Origin of the sequence: Actinoplanes lobatus, from assembly GCF_014205215.1 — a bacterium.
In the GTDB taxonomy this organism is placed as follows: Bacteria; Actinomycetota; Actinomycetes; order Mycobacteriales; family Micromonosporaceae; genus Actinoplanes; species Actinoplanes lobatus.
The window spans coordinates 4,433,732-4,450,241 of the sequence record NZ_JACHNC010000001.1 but is presented as its reverse complement, the minus strand read 5'-3'; the positions used below and the strand labels follow the sequence as shown (position 1 = coordinate 4,450,241).

Annotated in this window: 13 protein-coding genes; 4 read left to right on the top strand and 9 right to left on the bottom strand. The window is 71.6% G+C overall.

All coding sequences use genetic code 11. The annotated features are described in order from the left end of the window. Positions 1-125: 125 nt before the first annotated feature. From BJ964_RS20585 to BJ964_RS20570, 4 genes are read right to left on the bottom strand one after another with little or no spacing between them, the layout of a single operon-like run. Positions 126-389: a phosphopantetheine-binding protein gene (locus BJ964_RS20585; RefSeq protein ID WP_203832918.1), complete on the bottom strand. Its 264-nt coding sequence runs from the start codon at positions 387-389 to the stop codon at positions 126-128. A 26-nt stretch (positions 390-415) separates the two neighbouring features. Then, complete coding sequence (locus tag BJ964_RS20580) at positions 416-1,642, bottom strand: pyridoxal-dependent decarboxylase, exosortase A system-associated (protein WP_188122184.1); 1,227 nt, start codon at positions 1,640-1,642, stop codon at positions 416-418. After that, positions 1,639-3,168 carry an acyl-CoA ligase (AMP-forming), exosortase A system-associated gene (locus tag BJ964_RS20575; RefSeq protein ID WP_188122183.1) on the bottom strand — a complete coding sequence of 510 codons (1,530 nt, stop codon included), beginning with the start codon at positions 3,166-3,168 and terminating at the stop codon, positions 1,639-1,641. The genes BJ964_RS20580 and BJ964_RS20575 overlap by 4 nt, the downstream gene beginning before the upstream one ends. A gap of 37 nt (positions 3,169-3,205) precedes the next feature. After that, a complete protein-coding gene (locus tag BJ964_RS20570) occupies positions 3,206-4,051 on the bottom strand; it encodes a hypothetical protein (protein ID WP_203832919.1) in 846 nt (281 codons plus the stop codon). Between the two features lie 322 nt (positions 4,052-4,373). On the opposite strand from BJ964_RS20570, the gene BJ964_RS20565 reads away from it, so the two are divergent. Continuing rightward, on the top strand, positions 4,374-5,501 hold the full coding sequence (locus BJ964_RS20565; protein ID WP_188122182.1) for a hypothetical protein: 1,128 nt from the start codon (positions 4,374-4,376) through the stop codon (positions 5,499-5,501). Positions 5,502-7,129: 1,628 nt separating this feature from the next. Here BJ964_RS20565 and BJ964_RS20560 read toward each other — a convergent pair. Continuing rightward, complete coding sequence (locus tag BJ964_RS20560; protein WP_188122181.1) at positions 7,130-8,512, bottom strand: O-antigen ligase family protein; 1,383 nt, start codon at positions 8,510-8,512, stop codon at positions 7,130-7,132. Between the two features lie 11 nt (positions 8,513-8,523). Then, positions 8,524-9,408 (bottom strand): hypothetical protein, encoded by an 885-nt coding sequence (locus tag BJ964_RS20555; protein ID WP_188122180.1) that lies wholly within the window; start codon positions 9,406-9,408, stop codon positions 8,524-8,526. 414 nt (positions 9,409-9,822) lie between these two features. Between BJ964_RS20555 and BJ964_RS20550 the strand changes: the two genes are divergently transcribed. From BJ964_RS20550 to BJ964_RS20540, 3 genes are read left to right on the top strand one after another with little or no spacing between them, the layout of a single operon-like run. Further along, positions 9,823-11,109, top strand: a complete 1,287-nt coding sequence (locus tag BJ964_RS20550) for a glycosyltransferase family 4 protein (RefSeq protein ID WP_188122179.1) — start codon at positions 9,823-9,825, stop codon at positions 11,107-11,109. After that, on the top strand, positions 11,106-11,951 hold the full coding sequence (locus BJ964_RS20545; protein ID WP_188122178.1) for a glycosyltransferase: 846 nt from the start codon (positions 11,106-11,108) through the stop codon (positions 11,949-11,951). The genes BJ964_RS20550 and BJ964_RS20545 overlap by 4 nt, the downstream gene beginning before the upstream one ends. A gap of 6 nt (positions 11,952-11,957) precedes the next feature. Continuing rightward, a complete protein-coding gene (locus BJ964_RS20540; RefSeq protein ID WP_188122177.1) occupies positions 11,958-12,626 on the top strand; it encodes a polysaccharide deacetylase family protein in 669 nt (222 codons plus the stop codon). Here BJ964_RS20540 and BJ964_RS20535 read toward each other — a convergent pair. Genes BJ964_RS20535 through BJ964_RS20525 form a run of 3 tightly spaced genes read right to left on the bottom strand, consistent with a single transcriptional unit; the run spans position 12,618 to position 16,374 of the window. Beyond that, on the bottom strand, positions 12,618-13,553 hold the full coding sequence (locus tag BJ964_RS20535) for a glycosyltransferase (protein WP_188122176.1): 936 nt from the start codon (positions 13,551-13,553) through the stop codon (positions 12,618-12,620). The two genes, BJ964_RS20540 and BJ964_RS20535, sit on opposite strands and share 9 nt — an antisense overlap. Further along, positions 13,550-14,896: a UDP-glucose dehydrogenase family protein gene (locus BJ964_RS20530; RefSeq protein ID WP_188122175.1), complete on the bottom strand. Its 1,347-nt coding sequence runs from the start codon at positions 14,894-14,896 to the stop codon at positions 13,550-13,552. Before BJ964_RS20530 ends, BJ964_RS20535 begins: the two co-directional genes overlap by 4 nt. Beyond that, on the bottom strand, positions 14,896-16,374 hold the full coding sequence (locus BJ964_RS20525) for a sugar transferase (protein ID WP_229807410.1): 1,479 nt from the start codon (positions 16,372-16,374) through the stop codon (positions 14,896-14,898). The genes BJ964_RS20530 and BJ964_RS20525 overlap by 1 nt, the downstream gene beginning before the upstream one ends. Between the last annotated feature and the right edge of the window lie 136 nt (positions 16,375-16,510).

Genomic DNA, 16,510 nt, shown 5'->3' with positions numbered 1-16,510 from the left:
ACACACACCGATATCGGCCGAACGCTAACGGGGCGCCCGTGCCCGGGCATCGCTCGTCCATCCCCAATGGACCGCCGTCAGTCGCCGCCGAGTCCCCCGTTCGGAGGACGTACCGCAATGGACGGTCAGTTTCTCTTCTCATCGACGAACGCGGCCAGGCTGCCCAGCGTCTCGAACAGCTCGGCGGTCACCTCGTCGTCGTCGACGCTGATCCCGAACCGCTCCTCGACCCCCGCGACGATCTCCAGCACCGCCATCGAGTCGAGCTCGGGCAGGCTGCCCAGCAGAGGGGTGGCCGCGTCCAGCGTGGCGGCCCGGTCCTCGATGCCGAGCACCGAGACGAGCAGCGCCCGCACCTCGGCCAGGTTGTCCGCACTGGTGACACTCACGTGACTTTCCTTCCGGTTGTCGTTGCTCAGAGCAGCATCTCGGCGGGGGCCGGATGACCGAGGAAGGCGGTCGGGCTCGCGGTGAGCCCGTACGCGCCGGCCTGGAACAGGACGATCAGGTCGCCGACGCCGGCCCGGGGCAGCGACACGTCCTTGCCCAGCAGGTCCAGCGGGGTGCACAGGCAGCCCACCACGGTCACCGTCTCCTCCGGCTCGCCGTCGATCCGGGTGGCCACGCCGAGCGGATAGTTGCGCCGGATGACCTGGCCGAAGTTCCCGGACGCGGCCAGCTGATGGTGCAGGCCGCCGTCGACGACCAGGAACGTCGTGCCGCGCGACTCCTTGCGGTCGACGACCCGGGTCACGTACACCCCGGCCTCGCCGGCGATGTAGCGCCCGAGCTCGATCGCGACCCGCGCCCGCGGCAGCCCGGCCCGGATCGGCCCGGCCACCAGCTCGGTGAGGTTGGCGCCGATCGCGGCGAGGTCCAGCGGCGCGTCCCGGTCGTGGTACGGGATCCCGAACCCGCCGCCGAGGTTCAGGTACCGCACCGGCAGCGGCGACTCCCCGGCCAGCCGGACGGCCAGGTCGACGGTCCGTTGCTGGGCCTCGGCGAGGATGTCGGCGTGCAGGTTCTGCGAGCCGGCGAAGATGTGGAAGCCGAGGAAGTCGACGTCCGCCCGCTCCAGATCCTTCAGCAGGGCGGGCACCCGCTCGGCGTCCACGCCGAACTGCTGCGGGCCGCCGCCGAGCCGCATCCCGGAGCCCTTGACCGCGAAGTCCGGGTTGACGCGCACCGCGACCCGCGGCCGGATGCCGAGGACCCGGCCCAGCGCGGCGACCCGGTCCGCCTCGTTCTCCGACTCCATCTCCACGGTCACCCCGGCCGCGATCGCCGCACGTAGCTCGGCGTCGGTCTTGCCGGGGCCGGCGAAGCTGATCCGCTCCGGCGGCACCGTGGTGTCCAGCGCGGTGCGCATCTCCAGCGCGGAGGCCACGTCGAGGCCGTCGACCAGGCCGGCGAGGTGCTGCACCACGGCCGGCATCGGGTTGGCCTTCACCGCGTAGCTCAGCTTCACCTCGGGCGGCAGCGTGGCCCGCAGCAGCCCGATGCGCTCGGTGAGCAGCCGCCGGTCGTACGCGAAGAAGGGTGTGCTGCCGGCTCTCTCGGCGAGCCGGTCGACGGGCACCCCGCCGACGCTGAGCCGGCCGGCGTCCCGTCCGAAAGCGGCCGCCGCCACGTGCTTGGTCATGAGGTCAGCTCCTGGCGGATCAGGTTGCGGTCGAACTTTCCGTTCGGCGAGCGGGGCAGCACCGGCCGCGCCACGATCGCCCGGGGGACCATGTAGAGCGGCAGCTCCCGTTTGAACACCGCGGTCAGGGCGGCGGTGTCCAGCTCGGCGCCGTCCGGTGGGCTGGCCACCAGGACCACCCGCTGCCCGAGCGTGTCGTCCGGCAGGCCGAGGGCGACGGCGTCGCGCACCAGGCCGCTGTCGTAGGCCACCTCTTCGATCTCGGTGGGGCTGACCCGGTAGCCGGACGTCTTGATCATGTCGTCGGTGCGGCCCACGAAGTAGAGGAAGCCCTCCTCGTCGCGGATCACCGTGTCACCGGAGAAGACCGCGATCTCGGGCACCAGCTCGCCGTCGCGGCCCGGCAGGGGGCGGAAACGCTCGGCGGTGCGCTGCGGATCGTTCCAGTAGCCGAGGGCCACCAGCGCGCCCCGGTGCACCAGCTCCCCCTCCTCACCGGGGCCGGTGGGCGTGCCGTCCGGGCGCAGCACCAGGATCTCGGCGTTGGGGATGGCCTTGCCGATCGAGTCGGGACGCCGGTCCACCTCGGCCGGGTCAAGATAGGTGGAGCGGAAGGCCTCGGTCAGGCCGTACATGAGGAACGGTCGCGCGGCCGGGAAGTGCCCGCGCAGCCGCTCCAGCGTGGCCTTCGGCATCCGGCCGCCGGTGTTGGCGAAGTACCGCAGCGCGCGGGTCGCCTCCTCCGGCCACTTCTGCTCGGCCAGTTGCAGCCACAGCGGGGCCACGCAGGTCAGGCCGGTGACCTGGTGCCGGGCGCAGAGCCGGACGACGTCGCGGGCCAGCAGGTAGTTCATCAGCACCACGTGCGCGCCGACGGTGAAGGCGGTGGTGAGCTGGCTGAACCCGGCGTCGAAGCTGAGCGGCAGGGCGGCCAGGAGCACGTCGCCGGGCCGGTTGTCCAGGTATCGGCTGACGCTGGCGCCGCCGACGAGCAGGTTGCGGTGCGACAGCACCACGCCCTTGGGCCGGCCGGTGCTACCCGAGGTGTAGAGGATGGCCGCCACGTCCACGTCCACGCCGCCCAGCGGCGGCGGCTCCGGCTCGCCGGAGACCAGGTCGGTCCAGGACCGGTCGCCGACCAGCACCACGGTCTCGACCGACTTGACCTGCTCCAGCTCGTCGCGGACCAGCGCGTACCGTTCGGGGGTGGTGATCAGGATCCGGACCGAGCAGTCCGCCAGGATGTAGGCCACCTGCCGGGCTTTCAGCATCGGGTTGACCGGCACGAACACGCCGCCGGCCGCGGACGCGCCGAAGATCGCCTGGACCGCCTCGATCCGCTTCTCGGTCCAGACCGCCACCCGTTCACCGTCGGCCAGGCCGAGCCGGCGCAGGCCGCCGGCCACCCGGCGGACGCCGGCCCACAGGCCGGCGTAGTCGAGGGTCTCGTCTCCGTAGGTCAGCGCGGGAGCGTCACCGCGCCGGGCGGCGGCCTCGGCGACGATCTCATGCAGTCGGGTACGCATGGTGCGGTTGTGTCCTTGTCGTCGGTGTCCGGTGGACTCACCAGTTGAGGCTGACCAGCTCGCTGTAGAGGTAGTCGATGTCGTCCGGGCCCAGGCTCGCGCTGCGGAACATCTTGTGCCGGGGCGAGCCCAGCAGCCGCGACAGCGCGGGGCGCGGGCCGGTCACCCGCAGCTCGGCGAGGGTGAGCGGCACGCCGTGGCGCAGCAGCAGGTGGCTGAACAGCCGGCGGCGCATCCGGCGGAACAGGGCGGGATCGCTGACCCACAGGATCGAGGCGAACAACGGCAGGCCCTTGCGACGGTCCCGCCGGAAGATCACCAGGCACGACTCGTCGCCGTCGGTCAGCAGCACGTGCCGGGCGGCGGGCGCGTCGGCGTGGTCCAGGTAGCGGGCCAGGGTGGGACCGGTGAGCGCGCGGCGGATGCGGTCCGGGTCGGCGGTGACCCGGCGGCGGCCCGGAACGGCCGGCCACGGCAGGTTGGGCACCAGGGCGGTCGCGGTGTCCAGGGAGGTGAAGCCGAGCCGGGTGTTGATCGGCACGACGTTGCCGCTCGGCGAGAGGTCGGTGAAGTGGTAGCCGGGCCGGGCGAGCAGCGCCTTGAGCAGTTTCAGGCTGTGGAACCGGTGCTCCGGCAGCACGCACCAGGCCCCGAGGTTGCAGAACCGCTCGGTGCGCCCGCCGATCTCCCGCTCCGAGTAGAAGGCGAGCAGCGCGCCGGCCACCGCCCCGTCCTCGTCGAGGAGCATCCGCCCGTGGTCCGGAGCGTCCACCTTCCACGGCACGTCGACGGCACGGACCCAGTCGTCGACCGGGACGCGGCTGTTGAGATTGGCGTGGAGGAACTCCGCGACCATCCGGACGTCGTCGGCGGTGATGGGCACTACCCGAACACCCAAAACGGAATCCCCTTCAAGTTCGCGATCGCGCCGACCGTACCGCGCCGAAAGGCCGCCACATCGACTCTGGCGGATTCCCGTCAGACCGGCGGAGGCCCGGCCATGATCCGTTACGGTGCACGGCGACCCGCGCGAGAACATTTCATCCGGTCCACACTCGACGGAACCCGCTGAACGGCCGGGAAATAGAGCCTGTCGGGCCCGAATGGACGGCCCCCGGCGCGCCGCATTGCATTTACTCTTGTCTGTCACCGTGAACGAGCCGGTCAATGGACCATCCGAAGTGACATCGGAGGGAAGAACCGTCGTGAATCAGCAGCAGACGCCCGGCGGGCACCGCCGGCGCCGGCCCTGGATCGCCATCGCCGCCACGGCCGCCGCCGTCGTCGCCGCCACCGCGGGCGCCGCCGTCTACCGGTTCGTGCCAGGCGCGGAGCCGGCCACCACCAGCGCGGGCGGGCCCGCCGGGCCGCCGGCCGCCTCCGCCGACGCCCCGTCCGTGCCGGTGTCGGCACGGCCCAGCCTGTCGCTCGGCCCGGCCACGACCGCCTCCGCCTCGGTCAGCGCCAAGGCATCCGCCTCGCCCAGCCGGTCGACGGCCCGCCCGGCGGGCGGCGGGAGCTGCGCGCTGCCGGCCTACCCGACGGCGTCGTGCGCCGGGGTGCCCGCCGGATGGGCGCCGAAGAAGACGGTCGAGGGCGACCTGAAGATCACCAAGGCCGGCACCACGATCGAGAACTACCTGGTCAAGGGCAGCATCACGGTGCAGGCCGACAACGTCACCATCCGCAACAGCCGGGTCTACGGCCAGATCAACAACTTCGTCGGCGACCGCATCTACGGGCCGCTCACCATGATCGGGCTGGAGGCGGTCAACCCGCCCGGCCAGGAGTTCACCACCAACGGCGAGTTCGCCATCGGCACCGCCGACTTCACCTGCCGGCGCTGCAAGATCATCAACCGGATCGAGGGCTTCCGGGCCGGCGGCAGCAGCAACACCGGCGCCGGGCCGATCGTCATCGAGGACTCGTTCGTCCAGCTCGCCGTCCCGCCCGGCCTCTGCGCCAGCGAGGACCCGCACGGCGACGGCGTGCAGGGCTACGGCGGCCCGCACATCACGCTGCGGCACAACACCATCGACCAGCGGCAGGACGACTGCCCCACCGCTCCGATCTTCATCCCGGACGGCCAGGGCAACAACGGCGGGGCGGTCGACGACAACCTGCTGGCCGGCGGTGGGTACGCACTACGCCTGGGCGGCGGACAGTTCTCCTCGGTGACCGGCAACAAGATCGTGCAGGGCACGGCGGCGTACGGCCCGGTCGAGGTCACCTGCAGCGAGATCGGCGAGTGGGACGGCAACGCGGTCGTCACCTACGACTGGGCGACAGGGCGGATCAAGAAGGAGACCAAGAAGATCACCGAGTGCGGCTAGAGACCTTCGTGGTCGAGGTCCGCGTTCCGCTTCCGGCTCCTCCTTTCCGGTACGCGTGACCTCGCCCCGCCTCATCAGGGCCGCCCCGTCCGGTCGGCGCTCGCTTGCTGCCCGCTCCGGCCTTTGCCGCGCCCGCCGGGCGTAGATCGGTGGCCGGCCCGGCCCCCTCTTTGCCGCCGGTCACGGCCAGGGCGTCGACTCTCGCCCTCGGCGGACCGGGGCACGCTGGACGGTTGGTCGCGGTGTTGCTTTCCAGACACCCGGAGTGCCTGCTCTCGGCCGTAACGCCGGTCACCGTGGGCGGGTGGTCGCGGTGCTGCTTCCCAGACACCCGGAGTGCCCGCTCTCGGCCGTAACGCCGGTCACCGTGGGCGGGTGGTCGCGGTGTTGCTCGCCAGACACCCGGAGTGCCTGCCCTCGGCCGTAACGCCGGTCACCGTGGGCGGGTGGTCACGGTGTTGCTTCCCAGACACCCGGAGTGCCTGCCCTCGGCCGTAACGCCGGTCACCGTGGGCGGGTGGTCACGGTGTTGCTTCCCAGACACCCGGAGTGCCCGCTCTCGGCCGTAACGCCGGTCACCGTGGGCGGGTGGTCACGGTGTTGCTCGCCAGACACCCGGAGTGCCTGCCCTCGGCCGTAACGCCGGTCACCGTGGGCGGGTGGTCGCGGTGTTGCTTCCCAGGCACCCGGAGTGCCTGCCCTCGGCCGTAACGCCGGTCACGGTACTCGTCATCCACGGTCCTGCCGGGCCTGGCAGCCGCGCACGGCCGTCCTCCCGGCGGGCGGGTTCAGCGCGGGTAGGTGCACACGGTCGGGCTGTCGAAGCGGTCGTGGCCGCACACGCAAGCCGCCGCGTGCGCGGCCACCACCGCTATAGGACAAGCAGGCGACCACGACATCACCAGCGCGTGCGCCCACCCCGCCCATCGCCGTGACGGCCACCCACCCGACGACTTTCGCGCCCGCTCACCCCACAAACCCGCCTGGCCGACACTCCGTGTAAGCGAGGGACCCCGCCCACCGGCCCTTGTGGAAGATTGAGATCGGCAGAACAGCACCGATGTACCACGCGCCTCCACGCACTCACCGCCATGGTCACGGTGAGTGACTCCCGACGGATTCCCGTGGCGCGACCGACGTCAAGCGCCACCACCCACCCGGCGTGACCGGCGTGACGGCCGGGAGCAGCACCCCGGATGCCTGGCGATCACCACCCCAACCACCCACCCGGCGCGACCGGCGTCACGGCCGCAAGCAACACCCCGCATGCCAGGCAACCACCACCCCAACCACCCACCCAGCGCAACCGGCGTCACGGCCGCAAGCAGCACCCCGCATGCCAGGCAACCACCACCCCAACCACCCACCCAGCGCAACCGGCGTCACGGCCGCAAGCAGCACCCCGCATGCCAGGCAACCACCACCCCAACCACCCACCCAGCGCAACCGCGCGGCACATGCGGGAGTGTCCGACCGATCTACGCCCGGCGGGCGCGGCACAGGCCCGAGCGGGCAGCAAGCACGCGCCGACCGGACGGAACGGCCCTGATGAGACGGGGACGGCGTCACGCGTACCGGGAAGGGGCGGAAGCGACAGACGGACCTCGACCACGAAAGGTCTCTAGCCCTCAGCCCAGGATGCGGCGCACCGTGGAGGTCCGGACGGTGCGCCGCGGATGGGTGAAGCGCCACACCGCCCCGCACAGGCCGGACAGCGCGGCCAGGGTGAAGGCGAAGGTGGTGAACCCGAGCGAGTCGAAGGTGCCGCCGACCACGATGGCCAGCACCTGTGTGGCGATCAGGGCCGCGCAGAGATGCCGGTCCTCCTCCGACTGGGAGCGGCGCAGCGCGACCGACGCCAGCACGATGCAGGTGAGGTGCAGCGTGGCCAGCGCCAGGACGCCGATGATCCCGCAGGTAACCAGGGTGTAGAGCCACTGGTTGTCGAGGATGATGTAGAGGTCCGGGATCAGCGTGCCGGGGCCGCGGCCCAGCCAGGGGCGCTGCGAGAACCAGTGGGCGATGTACTCGTAGTCCTTGGTGCGCCCCTCGATGCTGGGGTCCGCCTCCACCCACAGGAACATCGACTTGAGGGTGCCGAGCAGGCCCGGGCGGACCACGCTCATCGCGCCCATCACGGCGATGCTGATCACCGCCAGGTTGTAGCGGACCCGCCAGTTCCACGCGGTGATGAACATGACCAGGAAGGCGACGCCGAGGGCCACCACGCCGGTCCGCGAGATCGCGATCGGGATCGCCACCGCGATGACCAGCGTCAGCACGCCGAACATGATCCGGCTGTTCCGGCTCTTCGCGAAGCGGGCGAAGTGCAGGCCGAAGGGGACGGCCATGGCCAGGACCGTGCTGAACTCGATGTAGTGGGTCGCGGTGCCGGCGACCCGGAAGAGGCCGTCACCGCGCTTCTGGAAGTCGGCCAGGTCCGACTTGAGCTCCAGGCCGGGCACCACGAGGTGCTGGGCGACGTCGTACTCGAACAGCGACTGGATGAGCCCGACCACCGACATGAACGCGGCCGCCCAGACGAACACCTGAATGATCTTGCGAAGCCGGGCCCAGTTGGCGATCCCGTCGGCCGCCATCAGGATCAGGCCGAGGAACTGGAACGTGATCAGCAACGTGAAGGTCTGCCCGTTCGCCTCCAGGGTGGGCAGTCCGCGCAGCATCCCGGCGATGCACGACGCCAGGATCGACATGAGGTAGAACAGGCAGGCCCAGCGCAACGGCTGCGGCCCGATCATCAGCAGCTGAGGGCTCAGGCGCGCCAGGACCCACCAGGCGAACAGCGCCAGTGCCAGCAGCAGCGCCGGCCGGCCCGCGAACGTCAGCGCCGGCACGATCAGCGTGGCCGGCAGCCCGTAGAGCAGGCAGAACAGCAGGCAGATGACGCCGGCCACGTCCAGTCGCACCCGCAGGCGGCGGGACGTGTACGTGCCAGGAGCGATCAGGGACGGCTCGAGATCGACCGGATGGTGCTGTGTCGGCGCCGTCATGGCCGGCCGGCTCAGGAACGGTGCGACTGGTGCGACACCGGCAGCACGACGGTGGAGTCCACCGGCGCGTCCGGCACCGCCTGGTGGCCCGGCGCGCTCCGCTTACGGGCTTCCCCGTTGCGCTGGTCCTCGGCCCGGCGCTCACCGCTGTAGACGTTGTTGCGCGCGGGCTTCGCCGGCGGCTGCGGCCGGATGACCTGGGTCCGCTCCGACGACGAGGAAGCCTGCTCCGACGGTGTGGGCTCGGCGTCGGCCGGCGTGCCCGAGGAGCCGTCACGGCGGCTCGCGCGGCGGCGCAGCCAGTAGTCCAGCGCGATGGTCGACGCGGTCGTCAGCAGCACACCGAGGCCGGCCGCCACGATGAGCACCCGCTTACGGGTGCCGCTGTCCTGTTCGGGCGCGCTGCCGTCGTTGATCACCAGGGTGGAGATGGTGTCCTCGGCGAGGGTGCCGTACTGCTTCTGCTTGGCCTCGATGTCGTCCTGGAGCAGCTTGATGATCTTCTGCACCGTGCCGGAGGCCTGCTCCCGGCTGTCCCCGACGACCTCGATCTCGAAGAGCGGGGTGCGCTCGTTGAGGACCACGGTGATGCTGTCCGAATACCCCTCGGCGGCCAGCTTCTCCAGCGTGGTCGTGTTGGTGACGGTGAGGGCGGCCGCGTTGCCCAGGGCCGCGTAACCCAGGTCGTTCCACGGGTTCGCCGGCCGGGGCTTGGCGTTCGGGTTCGGCGCCTTGCCGATGCTGGGCGCCGGGATCAGCTGCATGTAACCCATGGCCTTGTAGTCGGGGGCCACCGTCTGGGCGGCGCCGGCCACCACCGCGACCGAGGCCAGCAGCATCGGCACGGCGAAGTACCACCGGCGGAGCAGCAGCCTGGTCAGGTCCCAGAGGTCCACGGTTTCCCTCTCGTCATCGGGTCGAATCGCCGACCTGTCACGACACGGATCCGCGAGACGGCAGCAGTGGGCCAAGTTTCCACCGCATCCCCGATCTTAGGCAACCGGCCGGACGGCTCCCATCGAACATGAACCCGAGGCCTTGTCATAAAGCTGACAAACCGTTTCGCATTTGCCGAAGATCCACAAGGGATCCCCTCATATCGACGCATTCGATGGCATTGCCCGGTCCATCATGTACGGACAATCTCCGTGATGTCCCCTGACGTACGCCGTACCCGATTTCTGAACTGATGTCGGTCTATGGCTTGCCGCCGGTGAAAGGATGACTCAGCCCCGGCCGGACAGCCGGTTGCTCCGCCGAGTGTCCACACGGCACTGTCGTCGCGGACTTCGAAGGAGACGAACACGTCGATGGCCCGAAACCCGCACATCACCATCCTCATCGCCAATCTGCCGGCCGAGCGCGACCGCCGGGTGATCCGTGAGTGCCTGACCCTGGAGGCCGCGGGATTCGAGGTGACCGTCATCGCGCCACGCGGTGACAAGAGCCTGCGCGTGCTGCCGGGCAGCCGGAACACCCGGCTCAGGCCGTACCCGGTGAAGGTCTACGGCAGTGGCGTGCTGACCTTCGCCGTCGAGTTCGCCTGGTCCTTCCTCTGCATCGCGGTCCGCCTGATCGGCGAGGTCCTGGCCGGGCGCGCGCACGCCGTCCAGGTCTGCAACCCGCCGGACGTCTACTGGCCGCTCGCCCTGCTGCTGCGCGCCCTCGGCCGGCCGTGGGTCTTCGACCACCACGACCTGTGCCCGGAGGTCTACGCGTCCCGGGTCGGCAGCGACGGCATCGCCCGGGAGCCCAACCGGTGGGTCACCCGGGTCCTGGTCGCGATGGAGTGGCTCACCCTGCGCACGGCGACCGAGGTGGTCGCCACCAACGAGTCGTTCAAGGACAACGCGGTCCGCCGCGGCGTACGGCCGGAGAAGGTGACCGTGGTCCGCAACGGCCCGGCCGGCCGGGAGATCACCGGCGAACCCGACGAGGTCACCCCCGCCGACGGCGTGCTGAACGTCGTCTACCTCGGTGTCTTCGGCCCGCAGGACAACGTCGAGGGCGTCGTGCTGGCCGCCGAGGAACTGACCCGCCGTCGGGGCCGCACCGGCTGGCGGATGATCCTGGCCGGTGACGGCGAGAGCATGCCGTCGGTACGCCGCCTCGCCACCGAGCGCAAGGTCGACGACGTGGTCGAGTTCACCGGCTGGCTCGACGGCCCGGCCGTCGACGAGCTGCTGCGTGAGGCGGTCATCGCGGTCCAGCCGGACCTGCCGACCCGGATGAACGACCTGTCGACCATGGCGAAGACCGTCGAGTACGTGGGCCGCGGGCTTCCGGTGATCGCGGCCGACCTGACCGAGACCCGCCGCACCCTCGGTGACGCCGGCGTCTACGTGCCGACCGGCGCCCCCGAGGAGTTCGCCGAGGCCGTCGACGAGCTGCTCGACGACCCCGCGCGGCGTCAGCGGATGCGCAAGCTGGGCCGCGAGCGGTTCCTGAGCCTGCTGTCCTGGGAGCACCAGGCCGGCCCGTACGCCGCGGTGTTCCGGCGGCTGCTCGCCAAGCGCCTGCCGCCGCCCACGAGCGGCGCCCGCATCCCCCGGCAGCGCACCGGCAGCACCGAACCGGCCCCGGAGAAGCGGGGATGACCAGCATCGTCATCGCCGCACACAACGAGGCGGCGGTGATCGGGCGCTGCCTGGACGCGCTGCTGAGCGACGCGCGGCCCGGCGAGTTCGACATCACCGTGGTCGCCAACGGGTGCACCGACGACACCGTCGCGGTCGCCCGGAGCCGCCCGGGCGTACGCGTCATCGACCTGGCGACCGCCGGGAAGTCCCCGGCCCTCAACGCCGGTGACGAGGCCGCCGCCGGGTTCCCGCGTGTCTACCTGGACGCCGACGTGGTGCTGACCACCGCCGCGGTGCGGTCCCTGACCGCGGCCCTGGAGACCGCGCCGGCCGCCACGGTCGGCCGGGAGCTCGACGTCTCCGGGCGGCCGCCGGCGGTGCGCGCCTACTACGCGATCCATGGGCGGCTGCCGGTGCTGCGCGACGGCCTGTTCGGGCGGGGCGTGGTGGCGCTGTCGGAGAAGGGGCGGGCCCGGTTCGGCCGGTTCCCCGACCTGGTCGCCGACGACCTCTTCCTCGACTCGCAGTTCACCCGCGAGGAGAAGGCGCACGTCACGGCGTACACCTCGAAGGTCGCCACCCCGCGCCGCACCGGCGACCTGATCCGCCGCCTGGTCCGGGTCCGCGGCGGCAACGCCGCGATGCGCGCGGCGGCGGCCCGCGGGGAGATCACCGTGCCGGTCCGGTCCGCGGACCGGTCCTCCTGGCTGCGCGACGTCGTCGTGCCACGGCCGTGGCTGGCTCCCGCGGCGCTCTGCTACGTGGCGATCACCGTGCTGGCGGCGGTCGCCGCGAAACGGGCCGGTGACGGTGGCGCCGCATGGGGCCGCGACGAATCCTCCCGGCAATCCGACTCCTAGGGAATCATGGCTAACGACTCGGTCATCAACGTCTGCTTCCACGGCATCGGCACCCCGCAGCGGGAGCTCGAGCCCGGTGAGGACCGGTACTGGATCAGCGAGGAACTGTTCGGCGCCGTCCTCGACGAGATCCGCGACTGGCCCGGACTGCGGATCAGCTTCGACGACAGCAACACCTCGGATGTCGGGATCGGCCTGCCCGCGCTGCTCCGGCGTGGCCTGACCGCCGACTTCTTCGTCCTCGCCGGCCGGCTCGACAGCCCCGGCAGCCTCGGCCCGGAGGAGGTCCGGCTGCTGCACCGCAGCGGCATGACCGTCGGCACGCACGGCATGCGGCACATTCCGTGGCGGGGCCTGGACCCGGCCGCGGCCGACGAGGAGCTGGTCACCGCCCGCGAGCGCCTCACCGAGGTGGTCGGCGCCGATGTGTCGACGGCGGCGTGCCCGCTCGGCCGCTACGACCGCACGCTTCTCGCCCGCATGCGGCGCCTCGGCTACACCCGCGTCTTCACCAGCGACCGCCGCCCCGCCCGTGCCCTGCAGTGGCTGCAGCCCCGCTACACGGTCCGCAACGACGACACCCCGGGCTCTCTGCGCACCGAGGCGCTCCAGGGCCCGTCCCCGATGTCCCGCCTCAAGCTGGAGACCGTCGGTGTGATCAAACGGCTACGCTGAGGCGCGGCCGTGGACGGTGTGCGGGCCCGGGGTCTCCCGGAGACGGGCCGGGCTCACCAGGGAGCGGACCGCGCGCCGGCTGGGCGCCTTGCCGAGCAGCGCGCGGCTGCCCTCCCGCAGCAGCAGCGCCGCCCAGAAGGCGATCGCGAGCAGCCGGTTGTGGCGGCGGCTGTAGAGACGCACCCGGTTGACGCTGAGCAGCGCCCATAGCGCCGGCGAGACCCGCGAGTCGCCTTCCAGGTGGACGGCGTGGACCGCCGGGGTGAACCGGGTGACGAATCCCGCGTCGCCGGCGCGCAGGGCGAAGTCGGTCTCCTCGGAGTAGAGGAAGAACGACTCGTCCCAGGGCGCGATCGCCTCCCAGCACTCCGCGCTGATCAGCATGGTGGAGCCCTCGGCCCAGTCGGTGACGGTCTCGGCCCGGTAGCGGCGCGGGTCGGTGACGACCTCGCCGAGGGCCGGGATCCGGCCGGCCCGGCCGGCGCCGAGGAACGCGTCGCCGAGGATGCGGCGCACCGCCGGCTCGCGGCGCATGGTCTCGATGAGCTCGCCGTCACCGTCGAGCAGCAGGGGTACGGCGATGCCGGTCCCCTCGGTACGCAGGACACCGAGCAGCGCCCGGATGCAGCCGGGGGTCAGCCGGACGTCGGGGTTGAGCACGAGCACCGCGGTGAACGGGCCGGACTTGGCGACGGCGGCGTTGATGCCGGCCGCGTAGCCCGCGTTACGGCCCATCTCGACGACGGTGGCGTCCGGCGCCAGCCGCCGCAGCGTGGCCACCGTGTCGTCGGCCGAGTCGTTGTCGGCGACGGTCAGGTGCCAGTCGACGCCGTCGAGGCCGGGCCCGAGCGAGGAGAGCAGGTCGGCGAGCAGGCGCTCGCTGTTGTACGTGACGACGACGACCGCGACCGTCTCCGTGCTGTTCACTTGCGGTGCTCCTTTTCGAGGGGTGCCACGGTGGGCCGGCCGAGTGCCCGGTACTCCCAGCCGGCGGCCCGCCAGCCGGCCGGGTCGAGCGCGTGCCGGCCGTCGACGATCTTGCGGTGGCGGACCACGGCGGCCATCGCGGACGGCTCGATCTCGCGGAACTCGTTCCATTCGGTCAGCAGCACCACGACGTCGGCGCCGCGGGCCGCGTCCAGGGCGCTTGTCGAGTACTCCAGGCCGGGGTGCGCGCGCCGGGCGCTCTCCAGGGCGGCGGGGTCGTAGACGACCACCGTGGCGCCGGCGGCCCGCAGCCGCTCGGCCACGTCGAGGGCGGGCGCGTCGCGGATGTCGTCGGAGTTCGGCTTGAACGCGGCGCCCAGCGCGGCCACCCGCTTTCCGGCCACGTCACCGCCGCAGATCTCCACGACCAGATCCACGGTACGGGCGCGCCGTCGCCGGTTGATGCCGTCGATCTCGCGCAGGAACCCGACCGCCTGGCCGACCCCGAGCTCCTCGGCCCGGTACGCGAACGCCCGGATGTCCTTGGGCAGGCAGCCGCCGCCGAACCCGAGCCCGGGCCGCAGGAACCGGCCGCCGATCCGGTCGTCGTAGGCCAGCGCCTCGGCCAGGTCGTGCACGTCGGCGCCGGTGGCCTCGCAGATCTCGGCCATCGCGTTGATGTAGGAGATCTTGGTGGCCAGGAAGGAGTTGGCCGCCACCTTCACCAGCTCGGCGGTCTGGAGGTCGGTCACCTTCACCGGCACGTCCTGGGCGAGCACCGGCTCGAAGGCGTCGCGCAGGCGCTCTTCGGCCCACGCCGAGGTGACCCCGAAGACGAGCCGGTCGGGCCGCATCGTGTCGTCGACGGCGAAGCCCTCACGCAGGAACTCCGGGTTCCACGCCAGCTCCGCCTCGTCCCCGGCCGGGGCCAGCTCGCGCAGCAGCCCGGCGAGGCGGGCCGCCGTGCCGACCGGGACGGTGGACTTGCCGACCACCAGGGTGCGGCGGCGCAGGTAGGGCGCGAGCACGGTGACGGCCGCGTCCACGTACGTCAGGTCGGCGGCCTCGGAATCCGCCTGCTGGGGCGTGCCCACGCAGATGAAATGCACGTCGCCGAAGGCGCCGGCCTCGGCGAACGAGGTGGTGAACCGCAGCCGGCCGGAGTCCAGCGCCTTGCTGAGCAGCTCGGGCAGGCCGGGCTCGAAGAACGGCACCTGGCCGGAGGCCAGCTTCTCGATCTTGGTGGTGTCGACGTCGACGCCGAGGACGTCGTGGCCCATGACGGCCATGCAGATGGCGTGGGTGGCGCCGAGATAGCCGGTGCCGATGACGGTGAGCCTCATCAGTACGCCCCCGAACTGCGCACCACCGCGCTCACGGTACGGAAGAGGATGGCCAGATCCATCGCGAGCGACCAGTTCTCGACGTAGGTGAGGTCGAGCCGGATCGACTCCTCCCAGGACAGGTCGGACCGTCCGGAGACCTGCCACAGGCCGGTGAGGCCGGGTTTCACCACGAGCCGGCGGCGCATGTCGGCCGGGTAGTCGGCGACCTCCTTGGCCAGCGGCGGGCGTGGGCCGACCAGTGACATGTCGCCCTTCACCACGTTCAGCAGCTGGGGCAGCTCGTCGACGGAGAACCGGCGCAGCCAGCGGCCGATCGGCGTGATCCGCGGGTCCTGCCGCATCTTGAACAGCGCGCCGTCGGTGTCGTTGAGGTCGCCCAGCTCGAAGAGGCGGGCCTCGGCGTCGACCTGCATGGTGCGGAACTTGTACAGCGTGAACAGGCGGCCGTCCTTGCCGACCCGCTCCTGCTCGAAGATGGCCGGGCCACGGCCGCCGGGCAGGAACCGGACCAGGGCGGCGACCGTCGCCAGCACCGGCGAGGCGAGCAACAGCAGCAGCATGGCGCCGACCCGGTCGAAGATCTCCTTGACCGCGCGGGCGCTGCCCTTGAGCCGTGGGTGCTCGACGTGCAGCATCGGCAGGCCGTCGACCGGGCGGATGGTGGTGCGGTCGCCGGCCACGTCGACCAGGGTGCTGGCCACGATCAGGTCGACGTCGTCGCGCTCCAGCTTCCAGGCGAGGCGGCGCAGCGCGGGCCCGTCGATCTCCGGGCAGGAGAGCACGATGACGGTGTCGGCGTCGGAGCGGGCGACCGCCGTGGCGACGTCGTCGAACGTCCCGTACAGCGGAGGCAGGCCCGGGGTGGCGGCGGTGCGGGCCGGGCCGGGCGGCAGGCAGGCGCCGATCACGCCGAGGCCGTGGTAGCGCTCGCGGCTCAGCCGGCGGGTCATGTCGATGACGGCCCGCTCGTGGCCGACCAGCACCACCCGGTTGAGATGCCGGCCGCGGGCCCAGGACCGGTGCAGGCGCTGCCGGTAGACGTAGCGGGCGCCGAGGTCGACCAGGATGGCGAGCGGCATCGCGATGCTCACATAACCGCGGGCCAAACGCAGATCGAACGCGAAGGAGACAATGGCCAGAGCGGCGGTCAACGCCAATCCGGCGCGGAATACCCGGGCGTACTCCTCGGTCCCTACGAAGAGGTGACGGGGCTCGTACGCTCTGTTGATGGCGAGGCACGCCACCCATGCGATCGGTAATAGCAGGGTCAACAGCAGGTAATCACGCTGGTGCGGATCGACCCCGGAGGCGCCGAACCGCAGCAGCAGCGCCCCGATGGCAGCGCTGAGGCCGACCGCGACGTCGATGAGGTAGAGGGTCCAGGCATACCGGCTCTGCCATCCGCTCCGGGCCGCACTGGCCTTGGAGCGGGCCTTGAGCTGCGAAGCCGTCGCCGCGAGATCGACGGTCTCCACGGATTCAATTGTCTGCACGCCTTGCCCCCACACTGCGTTGGACTCATGATCCACTAATCCGTGCGCTCGGACGCCCCGGAACTTCCCATGGACGAAACCCACGGGACACATGAGACAGACTCTCAATGCCCCCAGG

Bases quoted from the DNA above. Each gene is read 5' to 3' on its own strand.
- BJ964_RS20530 (WP_188122175.1), bottom strand. From the start codon at position 14,896: ATGAGGCTCACCGTCATCGGCACCGGCTATCTCGGCGCCACCCACGCC.
- BJ964_RS20575 (WP_188122183.1), bottom strand. From the start codon at position 3,168: ATGCGTACCCGACTGCATGAGATCGTCGCCGAGGCCGCCGCCCGGCGC.
- BJ964_RS20560 (WP_188122181.1), bottom strand. From the start codon at position 8,512: ATGACGGCGCCGACACAGCACCATCCGGTCGATCTCGAGCCGTCCCTG.
- BJ964_RS20545 (WP_188122178.1), top strand. From the start codon at position 11,106: ATGACCAGCATCGTCATCGCCGCACACAACGAGGCGGCGGTGATCGGG.
- BJ964_RS20540 (WP_188122177.1), top strand. From the start codon at position 11,958: ATGGCTAACGACTCGGTCATCAACGTCTGCTTCCACGGCATCGGCACC.
- BJ964_RS20550 (WP_188122179.1), top strand. From the start codon at position 9,823: ATGGCCCGAAACCCGCACATCACCATCCTCATCGCCAATCTGCCGGCC.
- BJ964_RS20580 (WP_188122184.1), bottom strand. From the start codon at position 1,642: ATGACCAAGCACGTGGCGGCGGCCGCTTTCGGACGGGACGCCGGCCGG.